The 26,854-nt window shown below is 54.6% G+C and carries 27 protein-coding genes and 1 pseudogene; 14 read left to right on the top strand and 14 right to left on the bottom strand.

Translation table 11 applies throughout. The annotated features are described in order from the left end of the window. Window positions 1–240 precede the first annotated feature (240 nt). From sspA to ACZAHD_RS03105, 3 genes and pseudogenes are all read left to right on the top strand, one after another. Complete coding sequence (sspA, locus tag ACZAHD_RS03115; protein ID WP_004868218.1) at window positions 241–879, top strand: stringent starvation protein SspA; 639 nt, start codon at window positions 241–243, stop codon at window positions 877–879. Between the two features lie 3 nt (window positions 880–882). Then, complete coding sequence (gene sspB, locus ACZAHD_RS03110) at window positions 883–1,377, top strand: ClpXP protease specificity-enhancing factor (RefSeq protein ID WP_462455490.1); 495 nt, start codon at window positions 883–885, stop codon at window positions 1,375–1,377. A gap of 128 nt (window positions 1,378–1,505) precedes the next feature. Beyond that, a pseudogene (locus ACZAHD_RS03105) lies at window positions 1,506–1,723 on the top strand (GntR family transcriptional regulator); the annotation flags it as partial. A gap of 126 nt (window positions 1,724–1,849) precedes the next feature. On the opposite strand, the gene ACZAHD_RS03100 reads toward ACZAHD_RS03105, so the two are convergent. Continuing rightward, on the bottom strand, window positions 1,850–3,268 hold the full coding sequence (locus ACZAHD_RS03100) for a glutamate synthase small subunit (RefSeq protein ID WP_462455489.1): 1,419 nt from the start codon (window positions 3,266–3,268) through the stop codon (window positions 1,850–1,852). A gap of 9 nt (window positions 3,269–3,277) precedes the next feature. Next, window positions 3,278–7,738, bottom strand: a complete 4,461-nt coding sequence (gltB, locus tag ACZAHD_RS03095; RefSeq protein WP_462455488.1) for a glutamate synthase large subunit — start codon at window positions 7,736–7,738, stop codon at window positions 3,278–3,280. A gap of 672 nt (window positions 7,739–8,410) precedes the next feature. Between gltB and mnmL the strand changes: the two genes are divergently transcribed. From mnmL to mtgA, 4 genes are all read left to right on the top strand, one after another. After that, window positions 8,411–9,346, top strand: a complete 936-nt coding sequence (mnmL, locus tag ACZAHD_RS03090; protein ID WP_462455487.1) for a tRNA modification radical SAM protein MnmL/YtqA — start codon at window positions 8,411–8,413, stop codon at window positions 9,344–9,346. An 84-nt stretch (window positions 9,347–9,430) separates the two neighbouring features. Beyond that, entirely contained in the window at window positions 9,431–11,770 is a 2,340-nt protein-coding gene (gene arcB / locus ACZAHD_RS03085) for an aerobic respiration two-component sensor histidine kinase ArcB (RefSeq protein WP_462455486.1), read from the top strand. A gap of 232 nt (window positions 11,771–12,002) precedes the next feature. Then, a complete protein-coding gene (gene elbB, locus ACZAHD_RS03080; protein WP_462455485.1) occupies window positions 12,003–12,656 on the top strand; it encodes an isoprenoid biosynthesis glyoxalase ElbB in 654 nt (217 codons plus the stop codon). Next, window positions 12,653–13,378, top strand: coding sequence for a monofunctional biosynthetic peptidoglycan transglycosylase (mtgA, locus tag ACZAHD_RS03075; protein ID WP_462455484.1), 726 nt, complete (start codon window positions 12,653–12,655; stop codon window positions 13,376–13,378). Before elbB ends, mtgA begins: the two co-directional genes overlap by 4 nt. A 49-nt stretch (window positions 13,379–13,427) precedes the next feature. Here the strand turns inward: mtgA and npr are convergent, their stop codons facing one another. The 11 genes from npr to ACZAHD_RS03020 form a co-directional block, all read right to left on the bottom strand. Beyond that, window positions 13,428–13,700, bottom strand: a complete 273-nt coding sequence (gene npr, locus ACZAHD_RS03070; RefSeq protein ID WP_004868176.1) for a PTS phosphocarrier protein NPr — start codon at window positions 13,698–13,700, stop codon at window positions 13,428–13,430. Next, on the bottom strand, window positions 13,697–14,551 hold the full coding sequence (gene rapZ / locus ACZAHD_RS03065; protein WP_462455483.1) for an RNase adapter RapZ: 855 nt from the start codon (window positions 14,549–14,551) through the stop codon (window positions 13,697–13,699). Before rapZ ends, npr begins: the two co-directional genes overlap by 4 nt. Before the next feature lie 45 nt (window positions 14,552–14,596). Beyond that, window positions 14,597–15,085 (bottom strand): PTS IIA-like nitrogen regulatory protein PtsN, encoded by a 489-nt coding sequence (gene ptsN, locus ACZAHD_RS03060; protein WP_015585655.1) that lies wholly within the window; start codon window positions 15,083–15,085, stop codon window positions 14,597–14,599. Window positions 15,086–15,157: 72 nt separating this feature from the next. Continuing rightward, window positions 15,158–15,445 (bottom strand): ribosome hibernation promoting factor, encoded by a 288-nt coding sequence (hpf, locus tag ACZAHD_RS03055; protein WP_192226317.1) that lies wholly within the window; start codon window positions 15,443–15,445, stop codon window positions 15,158–15,160. A gap of 22 nt (window positions 15,446–15,467) precedes the next feature. Next, window positions 15,468–16,901, bottom strand: coding sequence for an RNA polymerase factor sigma-54 (gene rpoN, locus ACZAHD_RS03050; RefSeq protein ID WP_462455482.1), 1,434 nt, complete (start codon window positions 16,899–16,901; stop codon window positions 15,468–15,470). Between the two features lie 47 nt (window positions 16,902–16,948). Then, window positions 16,949–17,674 (bottom strand): LPS export ABC transporter ATP-binding protein, encoded by a 726-nt coding sequence (gene lptB, locus ACZAHD_RS03045; RefSeq protein ID WP_462455481.1) that lies wholly within the window; start codon window positions 17,672–17,674, stop codon window positions 16,949–16,951. Window positions 17,675–17,680: 6 nt separating this feature from the next. After that, entirely contained in the window at window positions 17,681–18,226 is a 546-nt protein-coding gene (gene lptA / locus ACZAHD_RS03040) for a lipopolysaccharide ABC transporter substrate-binding protein LptA (RefSeq protein ID WP_462455480.1), read from the bottom strand. After that, window positions 18,195–18,770, bottom strand: coding sequence for an LPS export ABC transporter periplasmic protein LptC (gene lptC, locus ACZAHD_RS03035; RefSeq protein ID WP_462455479.1), 576 nt, complete (start codon window positions 18,768–18,770; stop codon window positions 18,195–18,197). Before lptC ends, lptA begins: the two co-directional genes overlap by 32 nt. Continuing rightward, window positions 18,767–19,333, bottom strand: coding sequence for a 3-deoxy-manno-octulosonate-8-phosphatase KdsC (gene kdsC, locus ACZAHD_RS03030; RefSeq protein ID WP_462455478.1), 567 nt, complete (start codon window positions 19,331–19,333; stop codon window positions 18,767–18,769). The genes lptC and kdsC overlap by 4 nt, the downstream gene beginning before the upstream one ends. A gap of 14 nt (window positions 19,334–19,347) precedes the next feature. After that, entirely contained in the window at window positions 19,348–20,352 is a 1,005-nt protein-coding gene (gene kdsD / locus ACZAHD_RS03025; protein WP_462455477.1) for an arabinose-5-phosphate isomerase KdsD, read from the bottom strand. Continuing rightward, window positions 20,349–21,326 (bottom strand): calcium/sodium antiporter, encoded by a 978-nt coding sequence (locus ACZAHD_RS03020; RefSeq protein ID WP_462455476.1) that lies wholly within the window; start codon window positions 21,324–21,326, stop codon window positions 20,349–20,351. The genes kdsD and ACZAHD_RS03020 overlap by 4 nt, the downstream gene beginning before the upstream one ends. 211 nt (window positions 21,327–21,537) lie before the next feature. Here ACZAHD_RS03020 and mlaF point away from each other — a divergent pair, with 211 nt between their 5' ends. The 7 genes from mlaF to murA all read left to right on the top strand — a co-directional run bounded on the left by mlaF (window position 21,538) and on the right by murA (window position 26,343). Continuing rightward, entirely contained in the window at window positions 21,538–22,356 is an 819-nt protein-coding gene (gene mlaF / locus ACZAHD_RS03015; RefSeq protein ID WP_004868142.1) for a phospholipid ABC transporter ATP-binding protein MlaF, read from the top strand. Beyond that, entirely contained in the window at window positions 22,356–23,138 is a 783-nt protein-coding gene (mlaE, locus tag ACZAHD_RS03010) for a lipid asymmetry maintenance ABC transporter permease subunit MlaE (protein ID WP_032690569.1), read from the top strand. Before mlaF ends, mlaE begins: the two co-directional genes overlap by 1 nt. Window positions 23,139–23,142: 4 nt before the next feature. Next, window positions 23,143–23,694, top strand: a complete 552-nt coding sequence (mlaD, locus tag ACZAHD_RS03005) for an outer membrane lipid asymmetry maintenance protein MlaD (protein WP_462455475.1) — start codon at window positions 23,143–23,145, stop codon at window positions 23,692–23,694. Window positions 23,695–23,712: 18 nt separating this feature from the next. Next, window positions 23,713–24,348: a phospholipid-binding protein MlaC gene (gene mlaC, locus ACZAHD_RS03000; protein ID WP_462455474.1), complete on the top strand. Its 636-nt coding sequence runs from the start codon at window positions 23,713–23,715 to the stop codon at window positions 24,346–24,348. Then, window positions 24,348–24,638 carry a lipid asymmetry maintenance protein MlaB gene (gene mlaB / locus ACZAHD_RS02995; RefSeq protein ID WP_462455473.1) on the top strand — a complete coding sequence of 97 codons (291 nt, stop codon included), beginning with the start codon at window positions 24,348–24,350 and terminating at the stop codon, window positions 24,636–24,638. Before mlaC ends, mlaB begins: the two co-directional genes overlap by 1 nt. A gap of 136 nt (window positions 24,639–24,774) precedes the next feature. After that, window positions 24,775–25,029: a BolA family iron metabolism protein IbaG gene (ibaG, locus tag ACZAHD_RS02990; RefSeq protein ID WP_015585657.1), complete on the top strand. Its 255-nt coding sequence runs from the start codon at window positions 24,775–24,777 to the stop codon at window positions 25,027–25,029. A gap of 54 nt (window positions 25,030–25,083) precedes the next feature. Then, window positions 25,084–26,343, top strand: coding sequence for a UDP-N-acetylglucosamine 1-carboxyvinyltransferase (gene murA / locus ACZAHD_RS02985; RefSeq protein WP_462455472.1), 1,260 nt, complete (start codon window positions 25,084–25,086; stop codon window positions 26,341–26,343). Between the two features lie 80 nt (window positions 26,344–26,423). Here the strand turns inward: murA and sfsB are convergent, their stop codons facing one another. After that, window positions 26,424–26,696 (bottom strand): DNA-binding transcriptional regulator SfsB, encoded by a 273-nt coding sequence (sfsB, locus tag ACZAHD_RS02980; protein WP_032690574.1) that lies wholly within the window; start codon window positions 26,694–26,696, stop codon window positions 26,424–26,426. Window positions 26,697–26,854 lie beyond the last annotated feature (158 nt).

Raw genomic sequence — 26,854 nt, 5'->3', positions numbered from 1 at the left:
ACCTGCGGTTACCCACAAGGAAATCGCCTGTTCTTACCACTTTTTCAGCATTTCCAGAATCCCCTCACCACAACGCCTTCAAGATCTGGTAAACTATCATCCAATTTTCTGCCCAAATGCTGGTGATTGTTTGTTTTTTGCATAAACAATAATGACTTCACGCGAATGGGGTTTTTACATCTGGCCGGCCACGCGTGGCTGGCAGCAGTACAAAAATTCTGAATATACCTGGAGGTTTTCATGGCTGTCGCTGCCAACAAACGTTCGGTAATGACGCTGTTTTCTGGTCCTACTGACATCTATAGCCACCAAGTCCGCATCGTGCTGGCAGAAAAAGGTGTTAGTTTTGAGATAGAGCACGTGGAGAAGGACAACCCGCCTCAGGATCTGATTGACCTCAACCCGAATCAAAGCGTACCTACGCTGGTGGATCGTGAGCTCACTCTGTGGGAATCCCGCATCATTATGGAATATCTGGATGAGCGTTTCCCGCATCCACCGTTAATGCCGGTCTATCCGGTCGCGCGTGGAGAAAGTCGTCTGTACATGCAGCGTATCGAGAAAGACTGGTATTCATTGATGAACACCATTCAGACCGGTACCGCAGCGCAAGCGGACACCGCACGTAAACAGCTGCGTGAAGAGCTGCAGGCAATTGCGCCTGTCTTCACTCAGAAACCTTACTTCCTGAGCGATGAGTTCAGCCTGGTTGACTGCTATCTGGCGCCGCTGCTGTGGCGTTTGCCGGTTCTCGGTGTTGAAGTTATTGGTGCCGGCGCGAAAGAGCTCAAGGGCTATATGACTCGCGTCTTCGAACGTGATTCCTTCCTCGCTTCTTTAACTGAAGCCGAGCGTGAAATGCGTCTCGGTCGGGGCTAACCGATGGATGTATCACAGCTAACGCCGCGTCGCCCGTACTTACTGCGGGCGTTCTATGAGTGGCTGCTGGATAACCAGCTGACTCCACACCTGGTTGTGGATGTGACACTGCCAAACGTGCAGGTTCCGATGGAGTATGCGCGTGACGGGCAAATCGTTCTGAATATTGCTCCGCGCGCTGTGGGTAATCTGGAACTGGCTAATGACGAAGTGCGCTTCAACGCGCGCTTCGGCGGTGTCCCGCGGAATGTTTCCGTGCCTATGGCTGCCGTACTGGCTATCTATGCTCGTGAAAACGGCGCGGGTACCATGTTCGAACCTGAAGCTGCTTACGATGAAGATGTCACCAGCCTGAATGATGGCGAGGCATCGGTAAGCAATGAAAGCGAGACGGTTATGTCGGTGATCGACGGCGATAAGCCGGATCATCATGATGATGACCCGGATGATACGCCGCCGCCGCGCGGTGGGCGTCCGGCGCTGCGCGTCGTGAAATAATCCAGCAGGTCGTGGATTTCAGATTGCAGGCCCTTCGGGGCCTGTTCTGTTTCTACGCCGCCAGCATGGCATTCTTGTGTGAAGAGGGTTCGGTCGTCACTTGCTGTCACACATCACACAGGGTTTCTATGAGCGCATTTGATCCCCAGACAGAAGAAGCCTTCTTCTCAATCGGTAACAGCCTGCACCGCCGCCCTCGGTGCGCCAAAAACTGTCGGAAATGGTGGAAGAAGAGCACGAGAATATGAGCCGCCGCCGTGAATTTGCCCAAGGCGAGCAGCTACCTTCTGAACGTGAGCTGATGACTTTTTTCAACGTCGGGCGACCTTCCGGGCGTGAAGCCCTGGTGCAGGTTCTCGATCTGCACAATATTGCACCTGGGCATGTGAGCTTCATGATAAAAAAAGCCCGCCGGCTTGCGCCGGCGGGCTCTGTCAGAGACCCGGATAAACGGTCTGTCCGGGGTTGTTGATTACACTTCCAGGTAGTTCAGGATCCCGTCAGCCGCTTTACGACCTTCGGCAATGGCCGTCACCACCAGATCGGAACCACGCACGATATCGCCGCCGGCAAAGATTTTCGGGTTACTGGTCTGGAACGCGTTTTCATGGCCTTCTGGCGCAATAATACGGCCCTGAGAATCCAGCTCAACGTTGTGCTTCGCCAGCCACTCCATGCTGTGTGGGCGGAAACCAAACGCCATCACCACCGCATCTGCCGGGACAACGTGCTCGGAGCCTGCGACGATCTCCGCACGACGACGGCCTTTGGCATCCGGCTGGCCCATTTCGGTTCGCGCCATTTTCACGCCGCACACTTTGCCGTTTGCATTCACTTCTACACCCAGAGGCTGAACGTTGAACTGGAACTCGACACCCTCTTCACGCGCGTTTTTCACTTCGCGTTTGGAACCCGGCATGTTTTCTTCGTCGCGACGGTAGGCGCAAATAACGTGAGTCGCGCCCTGGCGTACGGCAGTACGCACACAGTCCATCGCAGTGTCGCCACCACCGAGAACCACCACGCGTTTGCCTTCCATATTGACGTAAGGCTGGCTTGTTGTTTCGCCAAAGCCCATAGTTTGTTTGGTGTTGGCAATCAGGAACGGCAGTGCATCAAAGACACCATTTGCATCTTCGTTTTCCAGCCCGCCGCGCATGGACTGATAGGTCCCCACGCCGAGGAAGACGGCGTCGTAGTCTTTCAGCAGATCGTCAAGCTGAACGTCCCGGCCCACTTCGATATTGAGTTTGAACTCAATACCCATGCCGGTGAAAATTTCACGGCGACGGGTCATCACCTCTTTTTCCAGCTTAAAGGCAGGGATGCCGAAGGTCAGCAGGCCACCGATTTCCGGATGGCGATCAAATACGACCGCTTTGACGCCGTTGCGGGTCAGGACGTCTGCGCAGGCCAGTCCCGCCGGACCGGCACCGACGATCGCCACGGTTTTACCTGTTGGTTTCACGCCGGAGAGATCCGGGCGCCAGCCCATCTCGAACGCTTTATCGTTGATATAGCGCTCGATGTTACCGATAGTCACCGCGCCAAACTCGTCGTTCAGCGTACAAGAGCCTTCGCACAGACGGTCCTGAGGGCATACGCGCCCGCAGACTTCCGGCAGGGTATTGGTCTGATGCGACAGCTCGGCCGCTTCAAAAATACGCCCCTCATTGGCGAGCTTTAGCCAGTTAGGGATGTAGTTGTGGACCGGACATTTCCATTCACAGTACGGGTTGCCGCAGGACAGGCAGCGATCTGCCTGAGCTTTAGCCTGGCCTTCTGAAAACGGCTCATAAATTTCGACAAATTCAATTTTACGGATCTTCAGCGGTTTCTTTGGCGGATCAACGCGCTGTAAGTCGATAAACTGGTATACGTTCTGGCTCATCTGAATTCCTTACTGCGCCTGCACACGCAGCTCTGCTGCGCTACGACTACGGTGACCCAACAGTGCTTTAACATCGCTGGACTTTGGTTTAACCAGCGCGAATTTCGCGGCAAAAGCCGGCCAGTTGGCCAGGATCTCTTCGCCACGAGACGAACCGGTAAGCTGCACGTGTTCGGTAATCAGACCACGCAGGTGCTCTTCATGGATAGCGAGAGAGTCAACGTCCAACACTTCCACCAGTTCCGGGTTCACACGTTTACGGAAATCGCCGTCTTCATCCAGGACGTAAGCAAAGCCGCCGGTCATCCCTGCGCCAAAGTTGACGCCGGTTTTACCCAGTACGCAGACGATGCCGCCGGTCATGTATTCGCAGCCGTTATCGCCGATGCCTTCTACCACGGTGATGGCACCGGAGTTACGCACCGCAAAACGCTCGCCTGCACGGCCTGCTGCATACAGACGACCGCCGGTAGCGCCGTACAGACAGGTGTTACCGATGATGCTCGCTTCATGACTGCGGAAGGAAGAGCCCACCGGAGGACGGATTGAGAGCAGACCGCCTGCCATTCCTTTACCAACATAGTCGTTCGCGTCACCGGTCAGATGCAGTTCCACGCCGCCGGCATTCCACACGCCGAAGCTCTGGCCTGCGGTACCGCTGAAGTGCGCGGTAATCGGGTCTGCTGCCAGCCCCTGATCGCCATGGGTCTGGGCAATATAGCCAGACAACGAAGCGCCAACGGAGCGATCGGTATTACGGATATCGAACCAGAAGGTTTTGCTCTGTTTGCTGTCCACAAACGGTTTTGCCTGCTGCAGCAACTGGGCGTTCAGCACCCCGTTATCAAACGGCGGGTTACTTTCGGTGCAGTACAGCGCTTTACCCGGATGCGGCTCGGCGGTTTCCAGTAGTTTGCTCAGATCCAGCTTCTGCTGCTTCGCGGTAAAGCCATCCAGCACTTTCAGCAGGTCGGTGCGGCCAATTAAGTCCACCAGACGCTTCACGCCAAGCTCAGCCATCAGCTCGCGGGTTTCGCGGGCGATGAATTCAAAGTAGTTGGTGACTTTGAACGGCAGGCCGTGATAGTGATTCTTACGCAGTTTGTCATCCTGAGTTGCTACGCCGGTTGCGCAGTTGTTCAGGTGGCAGATACGCAGATATTTACAGCCGAGCGCGACCATCGGGCCGGTGCCGAAGCCGAAGCTTTCTGCGCCCAGAATCGCCGCTTTGATGATATCGAGGCCGGTTTTCAGGCCGCCGTCCACTTGCAGGCGAATCTTATGACGCAGGCCGTTAGCTACCAGCGCCTGCTGGGTTTCAACGAGGCCCAGTTCCCATGGACATCCCGCGTACTTCACTGAAGAGAGCGGGCTGGCACCGGTACCGCCGTCGTAGCCGGCGATGGTGATAAGGTCGGCATAGGCTTTGGCCACGCCGGTAGCAATGGTGCCGACGCCCGGTTCGGAAACCAACTTCACGGAAATCATCGCTTTCGGGTTGACCTGTTTAAGGTCGAAAATCAGCTGCGCCAAATCCTCGATAGAGTAAATATCGTGGTGCGGCGGCGGTGAAATCAGGGTCACGCCCGGGACCGAATAGCGCAGTTTGGCAATGTACGGCGTGACTTTGTCACCCGGCAACTGCCCACCTTCGCCCGGCTTCGCGCCCTGAGCAACTTTAATCTGGATAACGTCGGCGTTGACCAGATAAGCCGGCGTGACGCCGAAGCGGCCAGAAGCGACCTGTTTAATACGCGACACTTTGTTGGTGCCATAACGCGCCGGGTCTTCGCCGCCTTCGCCGGAGTTAGAGAAGCCGCCAATGCTGTTCATCGCTTCCGCCAGCGACTCATGGGCTTCCGGGCTTAACGCACCGATAGACATGGCGGCGGTATCGAACCGTTTGAACAGCTCTTTTGCCGATTCAACGTTGTCGATACTAATGGCACCATCGCCGGGATTCAACGACAGCAGATCGCGCAGCGTTGCGGCCGGGCGTTCATTCACCAGATTCGCATATTGCTGATAGTCGTGGTATTCGCCGCTCTGTACCGCTTGTTGCAACGTACGGACTATGTCCGGGTTGTAGGCGTGATATTCACCACCGTGAACATATTTCAGCAGTCCGCCCTGAGCGAGAGGTTTCCGGACCAGCCAGGCGCGTTTGGACAGATTCAGCAGATCCTGCTGGAAGTCATCAAAGCCCGCACCGCCGATGCGGCTGACAACGCCGAGGAAGCACAAGTCGGAGACTTCGCGATGCAGGCCGACCGCTTCGAACAGTTTCGAACAGCGGTAGGAGGCGACGGTCGAGATCCCCATCTTGGACATGACTTTGTACAGGCCTTTGTTGATGCCGTTACGGTAGTTCAGCATCACTGTACGGTAGTCTTTCTCAATGGCCTTGCTATCGACCAGTTTTGCCAGCGTTTCATAGGCCAGGTACGGATAGATAGCCGTGGCGCCGAAGCCCAGCAGTACCGCGAAGTGGTGCGGATCACGGGCGCTGGCGGTTTCAACGATAATGTTAGCGTCGCAGCGCAGGCTCTTATCCACCAGGCGGGTTTGAATGGCGCCAACTGCCATCGGTGCCGGAACCGGCAGACGATCTTTTGCGATATTGCGATCGGAGAGCACCAGCAGAACGGTACCGTTACGTACCATCTGTTCGGCTTTATCACACAGCGCTTTCACCGTGTCGGCCAGCGATGTTTCCGCAGCATTAAAGGTGATATCCAGCGTATCGGCGCGATAGTGCTCCTCTTTCATGGTGGTGAGCTGTTTGAAATCGGAGTACAGCAGGATCGGTGATTTGAAGCTCAGGCGGTGGGCCTGGCCTTCCGCTTCGCAGAAGACGTTCATTTCGCGACCGATACTGGTCGCCAGCGACATTACATGGGCTTCACGCAGCGGGTCGATCGGCGGGTTGGTGACCTGCGCGAACTGCTGACGGAAGTAATCGTAGATGATACGCGGCTGGCTGGAGAGCACCGCAAACGGGGTGTCGTCGCCCATCGAGCCGACAGCTTCCTGGCCATTTTCGCCCAGAACGCGCAGCACGGAATCCAGCTCTTCAGCGCTGTAGTTAAACTGTTTCTGGTAGCTGGCGAGGGTGTCATCATCCAGCTGACGGTTGCCGACATCTTCGTCAGACAGATCTTCGAACGGCACCAGACGACGGACGTTTTTCTCCATCCACTCCTTGTAGGGGTGGCGACTTTTCAGGTCGTCATCGGTTTCCGCGGAGTGCAGAATACGCCCATCGCGGGTATCGATAACCATCAGTTCGCCTGGGCCAACGCGGCCTTTTTCGACCACTTCGTCAGGCTGGTAATCCCAAATCCCTACTTCTGAAGCGCAGGTGATCAGTTTGTCTTTGGTGATGACGTAGCGCGCCGGGCGCAAACCGTTACGATCGAGGTTACAAGCGGCGTAGCGACCGTCGGACATCACGATGCCCGCAGGGCCGTCCCACGGCTCCATATGCATGGAGTTAAAATCAAAGAAGGCGCGCAGCTCCGGATCCATATCCGGGTTGTTCTGCCAGGCTGGCGGTACGAGCAGACGCATGGCGCGCACGATATCCATACCGCCGGCCAGCAGCAGCTCAAGCATGTTATCCATGGAGCTGGAGTCGGAGCCGGTTTCGTTCACGAACGGTGCCGCATCGTGCAGGTCCGGAATTAATGGCGTCTGGAACTTGTAGGTACGCGCACGCGCCCACTGGCGGTTGCCGGTGATGGTGTTGATTTCGCCGTTGTGCGCCAGATAGCGGAATGGCTGTGCAAGCGGCCAGCGCGGCACGGTGTTGGTGGAGAAGCGCTGGTGGAACAGGCAGATTGCCGATTCCAGACGCAGGTCCGCGAGGTCCAGGTAGAAGCGCGGCAGGTCAGCCGGCATACACAGACCTTTGTAAATGTTCACCAGATTCGACAGGCTGCAAACGTAGAAATCTTTATCTTCCTGCAGACGCTTTTCAATGCGGCGGCGGGCGATGAACAAACGACGTTCCATATCGCGCGGGCGCCAGCCTGCCGGGGCGTTAACAAAAATTTGTTCAATACGGGGCAGCGAGGAGAGGGCGATTTCACCGAGAACCCCTTCGTTGGTCGGTACGTCGCGCCAGCCGACGATAGACAGGGTTTCACGTTGTAGTTCTTCTTCAACGATGCGGCGTGCTGTCGCTGCCAGTTCAGGATCCTTATTAAGGAATAACATCCCGACGGCGTAATTTTTGGCTAAACGCCATCCGCGCTCTTCCGCAACGATACGGAAGAAACGGTCAGGTTTTTGCAGCAGCAAGCCACAACCGTCGCCGGTTTTACCATCGGCAAGGATCGCGCCACGGTGCTGCATTCGGGCCAGTGCGTGTATAGCGGTACGCACTACCTTGTGGCTAGGTTCGCCTTCTATGTGGGCGATCAGGCCGAAACCACAGTTATCCCTCTCAAGGGATTTATCGTACAACATATCAGTGAACCTCCCCAGGCTCTACGAGACACCCTCCGATACCGATTGCGCACGGGCACAGAAAGAGCATGGCGACGGGGTTTGCACCTCGCATTCGCCCTCTTTAAATCCTTTTCGCATCGGTACGCAAGTTTGAGGACTTGCTGTAAGAGGGAATCTCAATTACTGCATAAATATGATGAGCAGAGTGCTCATCCAGAAAGCTTCCAGCGGATTCCCAACTTATCGGGAATCCGCACTTACGTCAAATGGCAATCTTATTTATACAAAAATGTGCTATACAGCGCTTAACGTTATGATAATTAAAATAACAGTTGTGTTTTAAGCGGCGCTGAAACGTAGCGGAAAGCATATTCTAGTGTGATCTGTCTCACTATATCGATAGCGTAACATTATCGATCTGTGCTGAACCGACTATTTATCGCAGAGTATTTATCTGCTTGTTTTCTTCAAGGCGGTTAATAACACTGTTTTTTGCCATGATGAAGATAATGGCAAACCTGAGATTAAGTATAAGGAAAAGTCATCACAGAGTGAGTGAATGAAATTGCAGTTATCTTGAGTGCTTATGCAATGGGCTTAGCGGCCGCGCTGACGATTGATCCAGGTCATCGCCGTCGGTGGCTAATAATGGCAGGCTTGGCCCCTTTCTTCAGGCCGGTCTATCAGATTATGCAGTTACAAAAATTAGTCAATATGTTTGGTGGGGATCTTTCGCAGCGCTATGGCGAAAAGGTCCATAAACTGACGCTGCATGGCGGGTTTAGCTGCCCGAATCGCGATGGCACCATTGGCCGCGGCGGCTGCACGTTCTGTAACGTCGCCTCTTTTGCTGACGAAGAGCAGCAGCACTACTCCATTGCTGAACAGCTGGCGCAGCAGGCACAGCGGGTGAATCGCGCAAAGCGCTATCTCGCTTATTTTCAGGCTTACACCAGTACCTTTGCCGAAGTTCAGGTACTGCGCTCGATGTATCAGCAGGCGGTCAGCCAGGCCAATATCGTCGGGCTGTGCGTTGGTACTCGTCCAGACTGCGTCCCGGAGGCGGTATTCGATCTACTCAGCGGTTATCGGGAACAGGGCTACGAAGTGTGGCTGGAGCTCGGCTTACAGACCGCGCATGACAAAACGCTGCGGCGGATTAATCGTGGGCATGATTTTGCCTGTTATCAACGTACGACCCGTCTGGCACGCGAGCGCGGGCTGAAGGTCTGCGCGCATTTGATTGTCGGGTTACCGGGAGAAACGCAGAGCCATTGCCTGCAAACGCTGGAGCAGGTTGTGGATACCGGTGTGGATGGCATCAAACTGCATCCGCTGCATATCGTTACCGGCAGTACGATGGCCAAAGCCTGGCAGGCAGGTCGGTTGGCGGCCATTGCGCTGGATGAGTATACGGTCACGGCCGGGGAGATGATTCGCTACACCCCGCCTGAGGTTATCTACCACCGTATTTCCGCCAGCGCCCGGCGTCCGACGCTGCTGGCGCCCCTGTGGTGTGAGAATCGTTGGACCGGGATGGTTGAACTTGACCGCTATCTCAATCAACACGGCGTGCAGGGCTCTGCGCTGGGACGGGCCTGGGTGCCTCACGCCGCTTTAGAGTAAGGGCGCCCGCATTTTTTGCACAACTTACAGCGTATTGCTCAGAATTGGGTATTATTGTGCGGAGTTGTCGCGAAGGAATCCCTTATGAAGCAAATCCGTATGCTGGCGCAGTACTATGTCGACCTGATGATGAAGCTGGGTCTGGTGCGTTTTTCCATGCTGTTGGCCCTTGCCCTTGTGGTGCTGGCGATTGTGGTACAGATGGCCGTCACGATGGTTCTGCATGGCGAGGTTGAGAGCATTGACGTTATCCGCTCTATCTTCTTTGGTCTGCTGATCACCCCCTGGGCCGTCTACTTTTTGTCAGTGGTGGTGGAGCAACTGGAAGAGTCGCGCCAGCGTCTCTCTCGGCTGGTGGAAAAACTGGAGGAGATGCGCGAGCGCGACCTGCAGCTTAACGTGCAGCTCAAAGACAATATCGCCCAGCTCAATCAGGAGATTGGCGAGCGCGAGAAAGCGGAAGCTGAGCGCGAGACGACGCTGGAACAGCTGAAGATTGAGATGAAAGAGCGTGAAGAGACGCAAATTCAGCTGGAACAGCAATCCTCCTTCCTCCGTTCTTTCCTTGATGCCTCACCAGACCTGGTATTCTATCGCAATGAAGACAAAGAGTTTTCTGGCTGCAACCGGGCAATGGAACTGCTGACCGGGAAAAGCGAAAAGCAGCTTATCCACCTGAAACCCCAGGATGTCTATAACGAAGAAGCGGCGGTTAAAGTGCTGGAGACTGACGAAAAAGTCTTCCGCCATAATGTGTCGTTGACCTACGAGCAGTGGCTGGATTATCCGGACGGGCGTAAAGCCTGCTTTGAAATTCGCAAGGTCCCTTACTATGACCGCGTCGGTAAGCGCCGTGGACTGATGGGCTTTGGCCGCGATATAACCGAACGTAAGCGCTACCAGGATGCGCTGGAGCGCGCCAGCCGCGATAAGACCACCTTTATCTCAACGATCAGCCACGAACTGCGCACGCCGCTTAATGGCATCGTGGGACTGAGCCGTATTCTGCTGGATACCGAGCTGACCGGCGAGCAGGAAAAATACCTCAAAACCATCCATGTCTCCGCAGTGACATTGGGTAATATTTTCAACGATATCATTGACATGGATAAAATTGAGCGGCGTAAAGTCCAGTTGGATAATCAGCAGGTTGATTTCACCGGTTTCCTTGCCGATCTGGAAAACCTCTCTGGCCTGCAGGCACAGCAGAAAGGCCTGCGCTTCGTCCTGGAACCGACACTGCCGCTGCCGCATAAAGTGGTGACTGACGGGACGCGTCTGCGGCAGATTTTGTGGAACCTCATCAGTAATGCCGTGAAATTCACGCCGCAAGGGGGGAACGTCACCGTTCGCGTTCGCTACGATGAAGGCGATATCCTGCATTTTGAAGTGGAAGACTCCGGTATCGGCATTCCCGAAGCCGAGCAGGATAAGATCTTCGCGATGTATTATCAGGTGAAAGACAGCCACGGCGGCAAGCCTGCGACGGGCACCGGGATCGGTCTTGCCGTATCGCGTCGCCTGGCTCGCAATATGGGGGGCGATATTAATGTCTCCAGCCAACCGGGCCTGGGGGCCACGTTTACGCTGACCGTACATGCGCCGGCAGTGGCGGAAGAGGTGGAAGATATGTTGACTGAAGATGAAATGCCCCTGCCGGCGCTGAACGTGCTGCTGGTCGAGGATATTGAGCTCAACGTGATTGTGGCGCGCTCGGTGCTGGAAAAGCTGGGTAACAGCGTCGATGTGGCGATGACCGGTAAGGTCGCGCTGGAGATGTTTAAACCGGGCGAGTACGACCTTGTGCTGCTGGATATCCAACTGCCGGACATGACGGGGCTGGATATTTCTCGTCATCTTAAGCAGCACTTTGCCACCGATGAGCTGCCGCCTCTGGTTGCCCTGACCGCCAACGTCCTGAAGAATAAAAAAGAGTATCTCGATGCCGGAATGGATGACGTTCTGAGTAAACCGCTATCGGTGCCGGCGCTTACGGCCATGATTAAAAAATTCTGGGATTCGCCGGAAGAGAATGAGAGCGAAATGCCGATCGTAGATGTGAGTAAATCGGCATCCGTGCTGGATATTCCGATGCTTGAGCAGTATATCGAGCTGGTGGGGCCAAAGCTTATCAACGATGGCCTTGCGGTTTTCGAGAGAATGATGCCGGGCTATATGGCGGTGCTGGAGTCTAATCTGACCGCTCGCGACCAGAAAGGGATCGTCGACGAAGGCCATAAAATTAAAGGTGCGGCGGGGTCTATTGGTCTGCGACATATTCAACAGCTTGGACAGCAGATTCAGACTCCGGACCTGCCGGCGTGGTCAGATAACGTTAGTGAATGGGTTGAAGAGATGAAATCCGAGTGGCAGAACGATGTGGCCGTGTTGAAAGCATGGGTTGCGGCGGCACAGAAAAAATGACCCCGGATAAACCGGGGTGCGCGAATACTGCGCCAACACCAGGGAACGGGTTGCTGCGCCAGAATTTTTAGAGACATTTTTACGTAGCGCAACCTGAGGATTTGGTTTGCTCGCTCATTAAGATAGCAAACCTTAAATAATTTGTTACGTAGATCAGTAAAATATGTGAAGCAATGCGTGTAAATCAAAATTTTTGACTGGTTTCAGCAAGTTGCACTAAGGAGCTGGCAGTATGAAAAAGATTGGCGTGGTATTGAGCGGCTGTGGCGTCTATGACGGAACGGAGATCCATGAAGCGGTCATCACCCTGTTAGCGATCGCCCGTAGCGGCGCACAGGCTATCTGTTTCGCCCCGGATAAAGCGCAAACGGATGTGATCAATCACCTGACCGGTGAACCTATGGCTGAAAGCCGCAACGTATTGGTTGAGGCCGCGCGTATTGCCCGCGGCGATATCCAGCCTCTGGCCGCGGCTCGGGCTGAAGATCTCGATGCGCTGATTGTCCCCGGCGGGTTTGGCGCGGCGAAGAACCTCAGCAACTTTGCCTCGCAAGGGGCTGAATGCCTGGTCGATAGCGACCTGAAAGCGTTGACGCTGGCGATGTACCAGGCGGGCAAACCCCTGGGCTTTATATGTATCGCGCCGGCGCTGCTGCCAAAAATTTTCCCGATCCCGCTGCGGATAACCATCGGTACCGATCTTGATACCGCTGACCTGGTGGAAGAGATGGGCGCAGAGCACGTGCCTTGCCCGGTCGATGATATCGTCGTCGATGGAGAACATAAGGTGGTAACGACCCCAGCCTGGATGCTGGCGCAGAATATTGCGGAATCGGCGAGCGGGATTGAGAAGCTGGTGGCGCGCGTACTGGTTCTGACCGCATGAGTGTGCGTTTGGCGCCGTTGCGAATGATTAAACGCCTTGTATTGCGCATTCTGCTGATCGCGGCAGCCTTTTGGGGGAGCGGTATCGCGCTCTTTAGCATTCTGCCGGTGCCGTTTTCAGCCGTTATGCTTGAGCGGCAAGTTGGCGCATGGCTGAGCGGTGATTTTCATTATGTCGCCCATTCCGATTGGGTCGGGATGGACGAGATCTCTCCGTGGATGGGGTTGGCGGCAATTGCTGCGGAGGATCAAAAATTCCCCGAGCACTGGGGTTTTGATGTGTCAGCGATAGAAAAAGCGCTGGCATACAATGAACGTCAGGAAAATCGCGTGCGTGGCGCCTCGACGCTCTCGCAGCAAACGGCGAAAAACCTGTTCTTGTGGGATGGCCGCAGCTGGTTGCGCAAAGGGCTGGAGGCCGGGTTAACGCTAGGGATTGAGACGGTGTGGAGCAAAAAAAGGATTCTGACCGTCTACCTGAATATCGCTGAGTTTGGCGAAGGGACGTTCGGCGTCGAAGCGGCGTCGCAGCGCTACTTTCATAAGCCTGCGAGCAAGTTAACCGCTTCTGAAGCGGCGCTCCTCGCGGCGGTATTACCGAATCCGATTCGCTTTCGTGCCGATGCGCCGTCGGGCTATGTTCGCAGTCGGCAGGCGTGGATCCTGCGCCAGATGCGTCAACTAGGTGGAGAAGGATTTATGCAGGCGAACAAACTGAAGTGAACAATAGCCCCGGTCAGCGTCGTGCGGCCGGGGAAGAGGTGGGAGTAGCTTAGTCTTCGTCAAAACCGGCATTGAACAGCGCAATAACCGCCGCCAGCGCTTCGACTTCCTGCGGACCGTTGGCTTCAATCTCGATTTGCCGGCCTTTGGCCGAGTCGAGCATAAGTAGGGCAATCACGCTATTAGCTTCCGCTTCCGTCCCTTCATCGTTGCGCAGCAGGACTTCCGCATCATAATTTTGCATCAGCTCAAATAGCTTCATCGCCGGGCGGGCATGCATCCCCAGCTTATTGGTGATTTCAACGATCTGCTTTACGGTCATGATTTGCGTTTTTCCAGCGTCCGATGGCGAGACTGCACGTTCTTACCGCGCGAGCGGAAGTAATCAGCCAACTGTTCGGCAATGTAGACCGAACGGTGTTTACCGCCGGTACAACCAATCGCCACCGTCAGATAGCTGCGATTATTGGTTTCCAGCATCGGTAACCATAGCTCAAGATAGCTGCGGGTCTGGTAAATAAAATTGTGAACTTCCGTGTGTCGGTCAAGGAAGGCGGCAACGGGTTTATCCAGACCGGTCATTGGACGCAGTTTCGGATCCCAGTGCGGGTTTGGCAGGAAGCGGACATCAAAGACGTAATCGGCATCAATCGGAATACCGTGCTTAAAACCAAAGGATTCAAAGACCATGGTCAGCTCACGTTCGCGCTTGCCGAGCAGGCGGGTACGTAGCATTTCTGCCAGCTCATGGACCGACATTTCTGAAGTGTCGACGATCAGGTCGGCGCGGGAACGCAGCGGTTCCAGCAGGGTGCTCTCTTCGTCAATCGCGCTTTCCAGCGACAGGTTTTTGCTTGATAGCGGATGCAGACGACGGGTGTCGCTGTAGCGGCGGATCAGCGTATTGCGGTCGGCATCCAGGAACAGCAGCTGAGGGGAAAATGCCTCAGGCAGGTTTTTCATCGCCTGTTCAAAGATCTCTGGCGATTCCGGCATGTTACGCACGTCAATGCTGACGGCGGCAGAGATGTTTCGGCCGGCCAGTGTTCTCGCCAGCTCAGGCAACAGCACTACCGGCAGGTTATCCACGCAGTAGAAGCCCATATCTTCCAGTGCCCGCAGAGCGACGGATTTCCCCGAGCCTGAGCGGCCGCTGACGATCATCAGTACCATGTACCGTTTCTCCTCAGTACGATAAAGGGTAGGGGGCGACGGCCGTTATACGTCATCGTTGCTTCCTGCTTCGGTGATGATCTCATACAGCTCTTCATCGCTTTGCGCCGCGCGCAGGCGTCGGCAAATTGTTTTATCCGCCAGGCGTTTTGCGACCAGCGAGAGCGTATGCAGATGGGTTTTGGTCTGGTCAGCCGGAACCAGAAGCGCAAACAGCAGATCGACCGGCTGATTGTCGATGGCATCAAATGCGATCGGTGTCTCCAGCTGGACAAACACGCCGACGGCGCGCAGCGTATCCTCTTCGAGTTTACCGTGCGGAATGGCAATCCCGTTTCCAATCCCGGTACTGCCCATTTTCTCGCGGGTGAGGATCGCCTCGAACACCACCTGCGGCGGCAAACCTAACTGTTTTGCTGCCAGTTCACTGATGATTTCCAGCGCGCGCTTTTTGCTCTGGCAGTGAACCTGGCTACGGGTACATTCCTGGTTAAGGACATTGCTCAGTTGTAGAGCCGAATCGTTGTTCATCATAATTTCACCTGAGCGCGCCCCTTGTCTGCCACCGATGAAAGCCGGCAGCAGGCAAGGGCGACGCCCGGACAATTAGTGTTGTTTTAGTTTATCTTTATGTTTTGTTAACTGTCTTGCCAGCTTATCGATGAGTCCATCGATAGCGGCATACATATCCTGCCCTTCCGCACTGGCATGGATTTCGCCACCGTTGACATGCAGATTGGCATCCGCAATTTGCGTCACCTTCTCTACTTTTAACACAATATAGACCTGATTGATCCTGTCGAAAAACTGCTCCAGTTTGCTGAACTTCGTATTGACGAATTCGCGCAGTGCAGGGGTGATCTCGACGTTGTGTCCTGTAATGTTGAGCTGCATAGTGTCTTCCTTATCGGTTGTATCAAACCAGTTGTTTACGCTGGTTTGATGGCGGAATGGATAAAGACTCTCGGTACTTAGCGACGGTACGACGTGCCACCATGATACCCTGTTCAGACAGAATGGTGGTCAGCTTACTGTCACTCAACGGCTTCGCGGGATTCTCCGCGGCAATTAACTTCTTCACCAGCGCACGAATGGCCGTCGACGATGCCTCGCCGCCGCCTTCCGTATTCACGTGGCTGGAGAAGAAATATTTCAGCTCAAAAATACCGCGCGGACTGTGCAGATATTTTTGGGTAGTAACGCGTGAAATGGTGGATTCATGCATTTCAACGGCCTGAGCAATATCCGCCAGTACCATTGGTTTCATGAACTCTTCTCCTTGATCGAAGAAGGCCTGCTGCTGCTCGACGATGCAGCGGCTAACGCGCAGCAGCGTATCATTACGGCTTTCCAGACTTTTGATTAGCCAGCGAGCTTCCTGCAGGTTGCTGCGGATAAACTGGCTGTCTGCATCATTGCGCGCGCTGTTGCCCATGGCCGCGTAATGCTGGTTGATCTTCAGGCGTGGGATGCTGTCGGAGTTAAGCTCCACGACCCAGCGGCCGCTGACCTTACGTACCAGTACGTCAGGAATGACATATTCCGGCTCGCCGGTCTGGATCGACTGACCGGGGCGCGGATCGAGCGACTGGATCAGATTAACCGCTTCTTTCAGCACCTCTTCTTTCAATCGGGTGACGCGCATTAGGGAACGGAAATCATGGTTGGCGAGCAGATCGAGGTGATCGCTGATGATCAGCCGGGCTTCTTCCAGCCACGGCGTCTCTCTGGCATATTGTGAAAGCTGAACCAGCAGACAGTCGCGCAGATCTTTTGCCGCGACGCCGACCGGATCAAAGCGCTGGATACGCTTTAGCACCGCTTCAACTTCTTCGAGACCAATGTCGTCATCGTCGATACTCTCGACAATATCTTCCAGCCGAATAGTGAGATAGCCGGTGTCATCGACGGCATCGACAATCGACGTGGCAATGGCGCGATCGGTGTCGGTAAACGGCGTCAGTTCAACCTGCCACATCAGGTAATCCTGCAGGCTTTGGGTCGTTTCGCCTTGATAGACAGGCAGCTCGTCGTCCTGGTAATCAACGCCGTTTCCGGACGGCGTGCCAGCGGTGTAGATTTCATCCCAGCTGGCGTCGAGCGGCAGCTCTTCCGGCATATCTTTTTGTTCAAGAGCGTCGACGGTGTCCAGCGATTCGCGGTCCTCAACCTCTTTGGTCTCTACCTCATCGTGAAGATCGGTTTGCTCAAGCAGTGGATTACTCTCCAGCGCCTGCTGGAGTTCTTGCTGGAGTTCTAACGTGGACAACTGCAACAAGCGAATAGCCTGTTGCAGTTGTGGCGTCATGGCAAGCTGTTGGCTTAGCCTTAATTGCAAACCTTGCTTCATATTCAGGGCTAATATCTCCGGCTAAAACGTCTGTAACCTCTACCCTATCAGAGTCTGAAGTCTTCCCCAAGATACACGCGCTTAACCTGCTCGTCTTCCAGGATTTGCTGCGGCGTGCCGTGGGCGATCAGATGGCCCTGGCTGACGATATAGGCGCGTTCGCAAACGGCCAGCGTCTCCCTGACGTTATGGTCGGTGATCAGCACGCCAAGACCGCTGTCACGCAGATGCTCGATGATGCGTTTGATATCAATAACAGAAATGGGGTCTACGCCGGCGAAAGGCTCATCCAGCAGAATGAATTTCGGATTAGCGGCCAGCGCACGGGCGATTTCAACGCGGCGACGCTCACCACCGGAAAGCGCCTGCCCCAGGCTGTCGCGCAGATGCTCAATATGAAATTCTTCCATCAGCTCTTTCGCGCGGTCTTCACGTTGTTCGGTGCTGAGATCGTCACGAATCTGTAAAACCGCCATTAAATTATCGTACACGCTCAGGCGGCGGAAAATGGACGCTTCCTGCGGCAGATAGCCGATACCCCGACGCGCGCGGGCATGCAGCGGCAGCAGGCTGATATCTTCTTCGTCGATGATAATGTTGCCAGCATCGCGCGGCACAATGCCGACGACCATGTAGAAGGTCGTGGTTTTACCGGCGCCGTTTGGCCCGAGGAGGCCAACGATCTCGCCAGAGTTCACGCTCAGACTGACATCTTCCACCACGCGGCGGCCTTTATACGCCTTGGCGAGATTCTTTGCGGTTAATGTTGCCATAACGAATTAGTTACCCTTCTTTTGCTGGTTGGTGCTTTTGTCTTGCAACTGCGAAGGAACCAGAACCGTCGTCACGCGTCCGCCCTTATTGCTGAACGCCTGCATTTTCTGCTCTTTGACCAGATAGGTGATTTTGTCGCCCTGGATGTTGCTGTCGAGCTGCTCAAGGTACGCGTTACCGGTCAGCACCACAAAATCGTTCTGTAATTCATAACGCATTTTTGACGCGTGGCCTTTGACCGGCTTACCGTTATCCTGCATCTGGTAGAAGGTTGCCGGATTACCGTAACCGTCGATCACCTCTTTGCCTTTTTCACCGCCAGGACGGGTCACAACCACCTTATCGGCGTTGATTTTAATGGTACCCTGGGTGACGACGACATTACCGGTGAAGGTGACGACATTACCCTGCATATCCAGTGACTGTTGATCGGATTCGATGTGAATCGGTTGATCGGTATCGCCGGTTTTTGCCAGTGCTGGCAGGCTGGCGGCCAGTAAGGCGCTGGCGAGCGCAATCTTAAGGCTGAGTTTGTTTGTTCTGAATTTCATAAGAGGTTCTAACCTTTTCAATCAGCTCGGCGGTTTTGCTGCGTAAATTTCCGCGCATTTTCAGGCCGCTGGAATTAAATGTCGTCCCGTACAACGTCACCATGTCATCAGAGGTAACATCTTGCGTCACCAGGTTTATCTGGGCGTTATCCGTCGTAATTTTGCGCAATTGAGAGTCCGCGCTCAGCGCGTCCACCTCTACGTTTCCGTAAAGATACAACATGCGGTCTTTGGTCAGTTTGGCTTTATCCGCTTTGATAGACCAGGTGGGTATCTTGTTGGTATCAAACGTGGTCATCACCGGTCTGGTGAACCACGATACTTCCTGGGCGGAAAAATACGCCACATGCTCAGCGATTAAGCGGTAGTTAAGCGCTCCTTCCGGGCTGTAAACAACGGTGTCCGTATGTTCACTGGTATAGGTCGGGTCATCAGGACTGATCTCCTGCAGAGTGGTATCGTCTGTACCCGCCAGATTCAGGCCGATCAGAATAAGCGCGACCAGCGATAGTAAAATGATAACCCAACGTCTGGTTTTACTCATATTGATTGCCCTTTGGCCTCATCCAGCTTGCCCTGCGCCAATAGTAACAAATCGCAGACTTCGCGTACCGCCCCGCGTCCACCGTCGATGCGAGTAACATAATCCGCTCGCGGCAGCAGCAACGGATGCGCATCCGCTACCGCGACGCTTAAGCCAACCTCTGCCATCACCGGCCAGTCGATCAGGTCATCGCCGATGTAGGCAACTTCGTCCGGGCGGACGGCCAGCTTGCTTAATAATTCGCGAAATGCCAGCAGTTTATCGGACTGACCCTGATACAGGTGCGTGATACCCAGCGTCTGACAACGATCTTCTACCAGTTTAGCTTTTCGTCCGGTAATAATCGCTACTTCAATACCTGATGTCAGCGCGCAGCGAATCCCGTAACCGTCGCGAACGTTAAACGCCTTCAGCTCTTCACCGTTGTTGCCCATGTAGATCAGGCCATCGGACAGCACGCCGTCTACGTCGAGGATCAATAAACGGATCTTCGCCGCCCGATCGAGAAATTCAGGGCTTACTGGCCCGTAGCAGGTTTCCTGCAGAGCATCAGCATTATTCATTATTTTATCCTTACTTACACTACGCCTGCGCGCAGGAGATCGTGCATATGTACCACACCTAACAGGCGGTCGCCATCGGCAACTAACACACAGGTGATATGGCGAGATTGCATCAGGTTCAGCGCATCGACGGCAAGAATACCGGGGCGAATGCGAATGCCGCCCGGCGTCATGACGTCGGTGATACGGGCATTACGCATATCGATGTCGGTATCAAACACCCGGCGCAGGTCGCCATCGGTGAAAATACCGATGATGTTCATGTCATCATCACAGATAGCCGTCATGCCTAAATTTTTACGTGTGATTTCCAGCAGCGCATCACGCAAGGTGGCCTGTACATTGACGTGCGGGATTTCATCACCCGTATGCATAATATCATTGACCCGCAACAGCAGCTTACGCCCCAGTGCACCGCCTGGGTGGGACAACGCAAAATCTTCGGCGGTGAAGCCGCGTGCTTCCAGCAGGGCAACCGCCAGCGCATCGCCCATAACCAGTGCGGCAGTGGTGCTGGAGGTCGGAGCCAGCCCTAACGGGCAGGCTTCTTTCAGTACCTTCACGCAAAGGTGAATGTCCGCGGCGCGCGCCATGCTGCTTTCCGGGCGGCTGGTCATGCAGATAAGCGATACCTGCTGGCGTTTGAGTACCGGAATCAGCGCAAGGATCTCGTTCGACTCGCCGGAATTCGAAAGCGCGATAACCACATCCTTCGGTGTCACCATGCCTAAATCGCCGTGGGCCGCTTCGCCGGGATGAACGAAAAACGACGGCGTACCGGTGCTGGCAAACGTCGCCGCCATTTTACGCCCGATATGGCCGGATTTGCCCATCCCCATTACCACGACTTTCCCCGCGCAGCAGAAGATCTTCTCGCAGGCATGGGTGAAATCTTCATTGATGTATCGATCGAGCTGAGCCAGACCTTCACGTTCAATTTCCAGAACTTCACGTCCTACCCGTTGAAAGTCAAAATCCGTTGGCAAATCTATTTGCGACATAGTGTTATCCCGATTCATTCAGCGAAGAGCGGTGCTGCCCAGTACAGCATCGCCAACCAAACCACAAAACCGCCGACCAGCAGCGCGCCAACCAGGCGACCGGGCTGCCATTTGCGACGCCAGCATAGCAGGGCGAATATCACGCTGACGAACAACATCACGGTGTAGTCGCGCGTAAAGGCCTCTGGCGCAAACGCTCCCGGGGCAATCAGTGCCGGTAACCCGAGAACCAGGGCGATATTGAGGATATTAGCGCCAATAATATTCCCGATAGCGATGTCGTCTTCCCCTTTCCGTGCCCCGGCAATGGTCGTCGCCAGTTCCGGCAGGCTGGTGCCGATCGCCACCACCGTTAAGCCGACGGTGAGTTCGCTGATAGCGAAGTAGTTTGCCAGCACGGTAGCATTATCTACGACCATGCGGGTTGCCATGGGCATCACAATCATGGCGACGCCCAGCCAGAGCAAGGCTACGGGAAGCGAACCTTCCCGCGGAAGTTCCGCCATCTGTTCCCGGGTCAGGCTATCGTTGCCCTGACGTTCCGCCAGTCGGGCGATTTTAATCGTAAACAGCAGCCACAACAGGGCGAGCGCCAGTAAGAAAAGGCCATCCATACGGGACAGTTGCCCATCGTAAAGCACAAAGCTTGCCAGCAAACTGACCAGCAACATTAGCGGTAACTCGCGGCGCAGGATATCAGAATGCACGGTAAATGGACGCAACAAGGCAGCGAGGCCGAGTATTAATAATATATTGGTAATATTGGAACCGAGCGCCGTGCCGATGGCCAGATCGGTCTGTCCGTGCAGAGACGCAGCGGCAGAAACGATGATCTCCGGCAGGCTGGTACCGATACTTACCACCGTCATCCCGATAATAATCGGAGGGATTCCTATCATGCGGCAAAGTATTGAAGCGGCGTAGACCAGACGATCGGCGCTGTAGACTACCAGCAGTAAACCAATTATTAACAGAGCCGTCGCTAAGAGCATCTAAAGTCCTTTCTTCAGGTATAATCGTCGATTCGCTGAACCGGTCCATCTGCAGCGTAACAAATTCTTAATTTTGACTTTATGTTTGTCAAAAGTAAAACAAATGCCAGCTTTCGCTAACCCAGGCAGGTAAGATTCTGTAAAAATGTTGGGTTTGTGGTGGAGTTACGCGCCATGCTTAGCCCGAGGGATGTTTAGTAAGGATGATTTTATGAGCCAAACTCTGGCGAATTTGGTCGAAGTACGCGGTATCCGCTTCTCTCGCGGCGATCGTGTCATCTTCGATGATATCTCGCTGTCAGTGCCGCGCGGTAAGATCACGGCGATTATGGGACCATCGGGGATCGGTAAAACGACGCTGTTGCGCCTGATCGGTGGGCAGATCCCGCCGGATAAAGGTGAGATCCTGTTCGATGGTGAAAACGTGCCGCAGATGTCACGCTCGCGCCTGTATACCGTGCGTAAGCGTATGAGCATGCTGTTCCAGTCCGGAGCACTGTTCACTGATATGAACGTTTTCAATAATGTGGCCTATCCGTTACGTGAACATACGCGCTTGCCGGAGGCGCTACTGCATACGACCGTCATGATGAAGCTGGAAGCGGTCGGGCTGCGCGGGGCGGCGAAATTAATGCCTTCTGAGCTTTCAGGCGGGATGGCGCGCCGTGCCGCCCTGGCCAGGGCCATCGCGCTGGAGCCGGACCTGATTATGTTCGACGAACCTTTTGTCGGGCAGGATCCCATCACCATGGGCGTGCTGGTCAAGCTGATCTCAGAACTCAACAGCACGCTGGGTGTGACCTGTATTGTGGTGTCACATGACGTGCCAGAAGTGCTGAGTATTGCTGATTACGCGTATATCGTGGCGGACAAAAAAATCGTGGCTCACGGCAGTGCGCAATCGCTGCGTGAAAACGGTGACCCTCGGGTTCGCCAGTTCATTGATGGTATTGCCGATGGTCCGGTACCGTTCCGCTATCCGGCCGGTGACTATCAGCATGATTTATTAGGCAAGGGAGCGAGCAACTGATGCTGTTAAACGTGCTGGCATCCCTCGGACACCGGGGAATTAAAACGACCGCGGCGTTCGGGCGTGCCGGATTAATGCTTTTCAATGCGGTGGTGGGCAAGCCAGAATTTCGTAAGCATGCGCCGCTGCTGGTTCGTCAGCTCTACAACGTCGGCGTGCTATCGATGCTGATTATTATCGTGTCGGGGCTGTTTATCGGCATGGTACTGGGGCTGCAGGGCTATCTGGTGCTCACCACCTATAGTGCGGAAACCAGTTTAGGCATGCTGGTGGCGTTATCCCTGCTGCGCGAACTGGGGCCGGTGGTCGCGGCGCTGCTGTTTGCCGGGCGTGCGGGTTCAGCGCTGACGGCGGAAATTGGCCTGATGCGTGCGACCGAACAGCTCTCGAGCATGGAAATGATGGCGGTCGATCCGCTGCGTCGCGTGATTTCACCTCGCTTCTGGGCTGGGGTGATTTCGCTGCCGCTGTTGACCATTATTTTTGTCGCCGTAGGTATCTGGGGCGGTTCGCTGGTGGGCGTAAGCTGGAAGGGCATCGATAGTGGCTTTTTCTGGACCGCGATGCAAAATGCCGTTGACTGGCGAATGGATCTGGTTAACTGCCTGATTAAGAGTCTGGTGTTCGCCATTACCGTGACATGGGTTGCGTTATTTAATGGTTATGACGCTATCCCTACTTCCGCCGGTATTAGCCGGGCAACGACGCGTACCGTGGTGCATTCGTCGCTGGCGGTTCTGGGGCTGGATTTTGTGCTGACTGCGCTGATGTTTGGGAATTGAGTTCATGCAAACGAAAAAAAGTGAAATCTGGGTAGGTGTGTTCTTACTGGTTGCGTTGCTGGCTGCGCTGTTTATCTGCCTCAAAGCCGCCAACGTGACCTCTTTACGTACCGAACCGACGTATCGAATCTACGCCACCTTTGACAATATTGGTGGGCTGAAGGTGCGTTCTCCGGTCCGTATTGGCGGTGTGGTTGTGGGCCGGGTGGCGGATATTACCCTGGAACCGAAAACCTACCTGCCGCGCGTCGCGCTCGATATTGATGAGCGCTACAACCATATTCCTGATTCCAGCTCGCTGGCCATTCGTACTTCAGGTCTGCTGGGAGAACAGTACCTGGCGCTGAATATCGGTTTCGACGATCCGGAACTGGGGACGTCTATTCTTAAAGATGGCAGCACGATTCAGGACACCAAGTCTGCCATGGTGCTGGAAGACCTGATTGGTCAGTTCCTTTATAGCAGTAAGGGCAGTGACAATAAGAATTCTGGCGATGATTCGGCAGCGAGAGATAGCCATACTAGCGCGACGCCACCGGCCGCCACGACGCATTAATTTCAGGAGAGACACCCTATGTTTAAACGCTTACTGATGATCGCCATGCTGGCGATTGCTCCCTTGACGGCTGCTACGGCGGCGGATCAGTCCAATCCCTATAAGCTGATGAACGAAGCGGCGCAGAAAACTTTCGATCGGCTAAAAAATGAGCAGTCGAAGATTCAGGCTAACCCAAACTATCTGCGCGAAATCGTTGACCAGGAGCTGATGCCGTATGTTCAGGTGAAGTATGCCGGCGCGCTGGTTCTGGGCCGCTATTATAAAGAGGCGACCCCCGCACAGCGCGAAGCCTACTTTGTGGCCTTTCGCGAATACCTGAAGCAGGCCTATGGCCAGGCACTGGCTATGTACCATGGCCAAACCTATCAGATTGCGCCGGAACAACCGTTGGGTGATGCGACGATCATCCCTATCCGCGTGACGATCGTCGATCCAAATGGTCGCCCTCCGGTACGTCTGGATTTCCAGTGGCGTAAAAACACCCAGACGGGTAACTGGCAGGCTTACGATATGATTGCCGAAGGGGTCAGCATGATCACCACCAAGCAAAACGAGTGGAGCGACCTGCTGCGCACCAAAGGCGTCGATGGCCTGACCGCGCAACTGAAAGCGATCTCCGCGCAGCCGATCACTCTGGAACAGAAAAAATAATGACCGGGCAGCTGAGCTGGACTCGCGACGGTGAGCGACTGGCGTTGCACGGAGAGCTGGACCAGGATCTGCTGGTCCCGCTCTGGGAAGCCCGAGTACAAGCGACCGATGGCGTATCGACTATCGACTTGAACGCGCTGACCCGGGTGGATACCGCTGGCCTGGCGCTGCTGGTGCACTTTGTGGCGTTAATTCGCCACCAGGGCCGGGAAGCGAAACTGGTTGGCAAGAGCGACAATCTGCAAACTCTAGTCAGTCTTTACAACCTTCCCGCCGATGTGATCCCATAATTTTTCAGTGCGTTACTGCTGAGGTTATCCTGAAAGCCCCATCAATATCTTCGATGGGGCTTTTTGCTTATTTAAGACCGCGCCACTTTCCTCTAAGATGTTGAGCTATTTTCACTACCAGATAAAATTTGAACCCATGGAAAATCATGAAATTCAGACCGTGCTGATGAACGCACTCTCCCTTCAGGAAGTCCACGTCTCTGGCGATGGCAGTCACTTTCAGGTTATTGCTGTGGGTGAGATGTTTGACGGCATGAGCCGGGTAAAAAAACAGCAGGCCGTCTACGCTCCGCTGATGGAATACATTGCCGACAACCGTATTCATGCTCTGTCGATCAAAGCGTTTACCCCGCAAGAATGGGCCCGGGACCGCAAACTCAACGGCTTTTAAGCTGCAGGGATGTTCCCCGCAGCGTATGTGAATTCTTAACAGAGAACAGAATCAATGGATAAATTCCGTGTTCAGGGGCCGACACGCCTCCAGGGGGAAGTCACCATCTCCGGTGCGAAAAATGCCGCCCTGCCGATCCTCTTTGCTGCACTGCTGGCAGATGAGCCGATTGAGATCCAGAACGTACCAAAACTGAAAGACATCGATACCACGATGAAACTGCTGAGTCAGCTCGGCGCCAACGTGAAGCGCAATGGGTCAGTCTGGATCGATGCGGGTCCGGTCGATGTATTCTGTGCGCCGTACGATCTGGTCAAAACGATGCGTGCTTCAATTTGGGCGCTGGGCCCGCTGGTGGCGCGCTTTGGCCAGGGACAGGTTTCACTGCCGGGCGGTTGTGCTATCGGTGCGCGTCCGGTCGATTTGCATATTATTGGCCTTGAGCAGCTGGGCGCAGAGATCAAGCTGGAAGAAGGTTATGTGAAGGCGTCGGTTAACGGACGTCTCAAAGGCGCACATATTGTGATGGATAAGGTTAGCGTTGGCGCGACCGTGACCATTATGAGTGCAGCGACACTGGCGGAAGGCACCACCGTTATTGAAAACGCCGCACGTGAGCCGGAAATCGTCGATACGGCGAACTTCCTCAATACGCTGGGCGCGAAAATTAAAGGCCAGGGGACTGATCGTATCACCATCGAAGGCGTAGAGCGTCTGGGCGGCGGCGTATACCGTGTTCTGCCAGACCGTATCGAAACCGGTACCTTCCTGGTCGCTGCGGCAATATCCGGCGGTAAGATTGTTTGCCGCAACGCACAGCCTGATACCCTGGATGCCGTACTGGCCAAGCTGCGCGATGCGGGCGCAGATATCGAAATCGGCCAAGACTGGATTAGCCTGGATATGCACGGTAACCGTCCGAAAGCCGTCAATGTGCGTACCGCGCCACACCCGGGTTTCCCGACCGACATGCAGGCGCAGTTCACGCTGCTGAACCTGGTCGCGGAAGGGACCGGTGTGATTACTGAAACGATCTTTGAAAACCGTTTCATGCATATTCCGGAACTGATCCGTATGGGGGCACACGCGGAGATCGAAAGCAATACGGCGATATGCCACGGCGTGGCGCAGCTTTCCGGTGCGCAGGTGATGGCGACCGACCTGCGTGCGTCAGCAAGTCTGGTACTGGCCGGCTGTATCGCTGAAGGGACCACGATTGTTGATCGCATCTACCATATCGATCGTGGGTACGAGCGTATCGAAGATAAACTGCAGGCGCTGGGTGCGAATATTGAACGCGTAAAAGGCGAGTAAATCTGTGGTGATAACAGCCCCTTGACGTGTGCCCTGGGGCTGTTTTTTTATTCCGTTCTGTTTTACTCAGCGAACCGTCTTCATTCACTCTCTTTTTTCTGACGTATCATTTGCGTTCTGTCGATAAACTGATGTGTCACCGGGTCATGATAGCGTGAGGGCCAGATAATCCACGGCTTGGTATCCAGCGCATGAGCAATAATCAGCTCGCCTTTTGGCCACGGCCGGGTCAATGCATTCGCCAGCGTTGAAGAACTCAAGCCGTTACGCCGCGACTCCGCTGCCAGCGACGTCCCTTTTTTGCGCAATCCGGCAATGATATCTGCTGGATGCCAGTCGATGAACTTTTCCATAAATTCTCCTGGTGGTGGTGATCCCGTTTGCCTGATATATGAGCAACGGAATGACTATACTCCCAGGTTTAATTAAGTTCTAACAAGTTCTTGTAAGGTGTCTTTATATTCGGAATATACCAGGATAAAGGGCAGGGTATGGATTTTACTGGAACTTT

The organism is Raoultella sp. (assembly GCF_039594335.1).
Classification (GTDB): domain Bacteria; phylum Pseudomonadota; class Gammaproteobacteria; order Enterobacterales; family Enterobacteriaceae; genus Klebsiella.
The sequence above is the reverse complement of the archived record's forward strand: the minus strand, read 5'-3'. Positions and strand labels throughout refer to the sequence as shown.

What these genes read in the sequence shown, in the direction of transcription:
- sspA (WP_004868218.1), top strand. Translation starts at nt 241, where the DNA reads ATGGCTGTCGCTGCCAACAAACGTTCGGTAATGACGCTGTTTTCTGGT.
- sspB (WP_462455490.1), top strand. Translation starts at nt 883, where the DNA reads ATGGATGTATCACAGCTAACGCCGCGTCGCCCGTACTTACTGCGGGCG.
- ACZAHD_RS03100 (WP_462455489.1), bottom strand. Translation starts at nt 3,268, where the DNA reads ATGAGCCAGAACGTATACCAGTTTATCGACTTACAGCGCGTTGATCCG.
- gltB (WP_462455488.1), bottom strand. Translation starts at nt 7,738, where the DNA reads ATGTTGTACGATAAATCCCTTGAGAGGGATAACTGTGGTTTCGGCCTG.
- mnmL (WP_462455487.1), top strand. Translation starts at nt 8,411, where the DNA reads ATGCAGTTACAAAAATTAGTCAATATGTTTGGTGGGGATCTTTCGCAG.
- arcB (WP_462455486.1), top strand. Translation starts at nt 9,431, where the DNA reads ATGAAGCAAATCCGTATGCTGGCGCAGTACTATGTCGACCTGATGATG.
- elbB (WP_462455485.1), top strand. Translation starts at nt 12,003, where the DNA reads ATGAAAAAGATTGGCGTGGTATTGAGCGGCTGTGGCGTCTATGACGGA.
- mtgA (WP_462455484.1), top strand. Translation starts at nt 12,653, where the DNA reads ATGAGTGTGCGTTTGGCGCCGTTGCGAATGATTAAACGCCTTGTATTG.
- npr (WP_004868176.1), bottom strand. Translation starts at nt 13,700, where the DNA reads ATGACCGTAAAGCAGATCGTTGAAATCACCAATAAGCTGGGGATGCAT.
- rapZ (WP_462455483.1), bottom strand. Translation starts at nt 14,551, where the DNA reads ATGGTACTGATGATCGTCAGCGGCCGCTCAGGCTCGGGGAAATCCGTC.
- ptsN (WP_015585655.1), bottom strand. Translation starts at nt 15,085, where the DNA reads ATGATGAACAACGATTCGGCTCTACAACTGAGCAATGTCCTTAACCAG.
- hpf (WP_192226317.1), bottom strand. Translation starts at nt 15,445, where the DNA reads ATGCAGCTCAACATTACAGGACACAACGTCGAGATCACCCCTGCACTG.
- rpoN (WP_462455482.1), bottom strand. Translation starts at nt 16,901, where the DNA reads ATGAAGCAAGGTTTGCAATTAAGGCTAAGCCAACAGCTTGCCATGACG.
- lptB (WP_462455481.1), bottom strand. Translation starts at nt 17,674, where the DNA reads ATGGCAACATTAACCGCAAAGAATCTCGCCAAGGCGTATAAAGGCCGC.
- lptA (WP_462455480.1), bottom strand. Translation starts at nt 18,226, where the DNA reads ATGAAATTCAGAACAAACAAACTCAGCCTTAAGATTGCGCTCGCCAGC.
- lptC (WP_462455479.1), bottom strand. Translation starts at nt 18,770, where the DNA reads ATGAGTAAAACCAGACGTTGGGTTATCATTTTACTATCGCTGGTCGCG.
- kdsC (WP_462455478.1), bottom strand. Translation starts at nt 19,333, where the DNA reads ATGAATAATGCTGATGCTCTGCAGGAAACCTGCTACGGGCCAGTAAGC.
- kdsD (WP_462455477.1), bottom strand. Translation starts at nt 20,352, where the DNA reads ATGAATCGGGATAACACTATGTCGCAAATAGATTTGCCAACGGATTTT.
- ACZAHD_RS03020 (WP_462455476.1), bottom strand. Translation starts at nt 21,326, where the DNA reads ATGCTCTTAGCGACGGCTCTGTTAATAATTGGTTTACTGCTGGTAGTC.
- mlaF (WP_004868142.1), top strand. Translation starts at nt 21,538, where the DNA reads ATGAGCCAAACTCTGGCGAATTTGGTCGAAGTACGCGGTATCCGCTTC.
- mlaE (WP_032690569.1), top strand. Translation starts at nt 22,356, where the DNA reads ATGCTGTTAAACGTGCTGGCATCCCTCGGACACCGGGGAATTAAAACG.
- mlaD (WP_462455475.1), top strand. Translation starts at nt 23,143, where the DNA reads ATGCAAACGAAAAAAAGTGAAATCTGGGTAGGTGTGTTCTTACTGGTT.
- mlaC (WP_462455474.1), top strand. Translation starts at nt 23,713, where the DNA reads ATGTTTAAACGCTTACTGATGATCGCCATGCTGGCGATTGCTCCCTTG.
- mlaB (WP_462455473.1), top strand. Translation starts at nt 24,348, where the DNA reads ATGACCGGGCAGCTGAGCTGGACTCGCGACGGTGAGCGACTGGCGTTG.
- ibaG (WP_015585657.1), top strand. Translation starts at nt 24,775, where the DNA reads ATGGAAAATCATGAAATTCAGACCGTGCTGATGAACGCACTCTCCCTT.
- murA (WP_462455472.1), top strand. Translation starts at nt 25,084, where the DNA reads ATGGATAAATTCCGTGTTCAGGGGCCGACACGCCTCCAGGGGGAAGTC.
- sfsB (WP_032690574.1), bottom strand. Translation starts at nt 26,696, where the DNA reads ATGGAAAAGTTCATCGACTGGCATCCAGCAGATATCATTGCCGGATTG.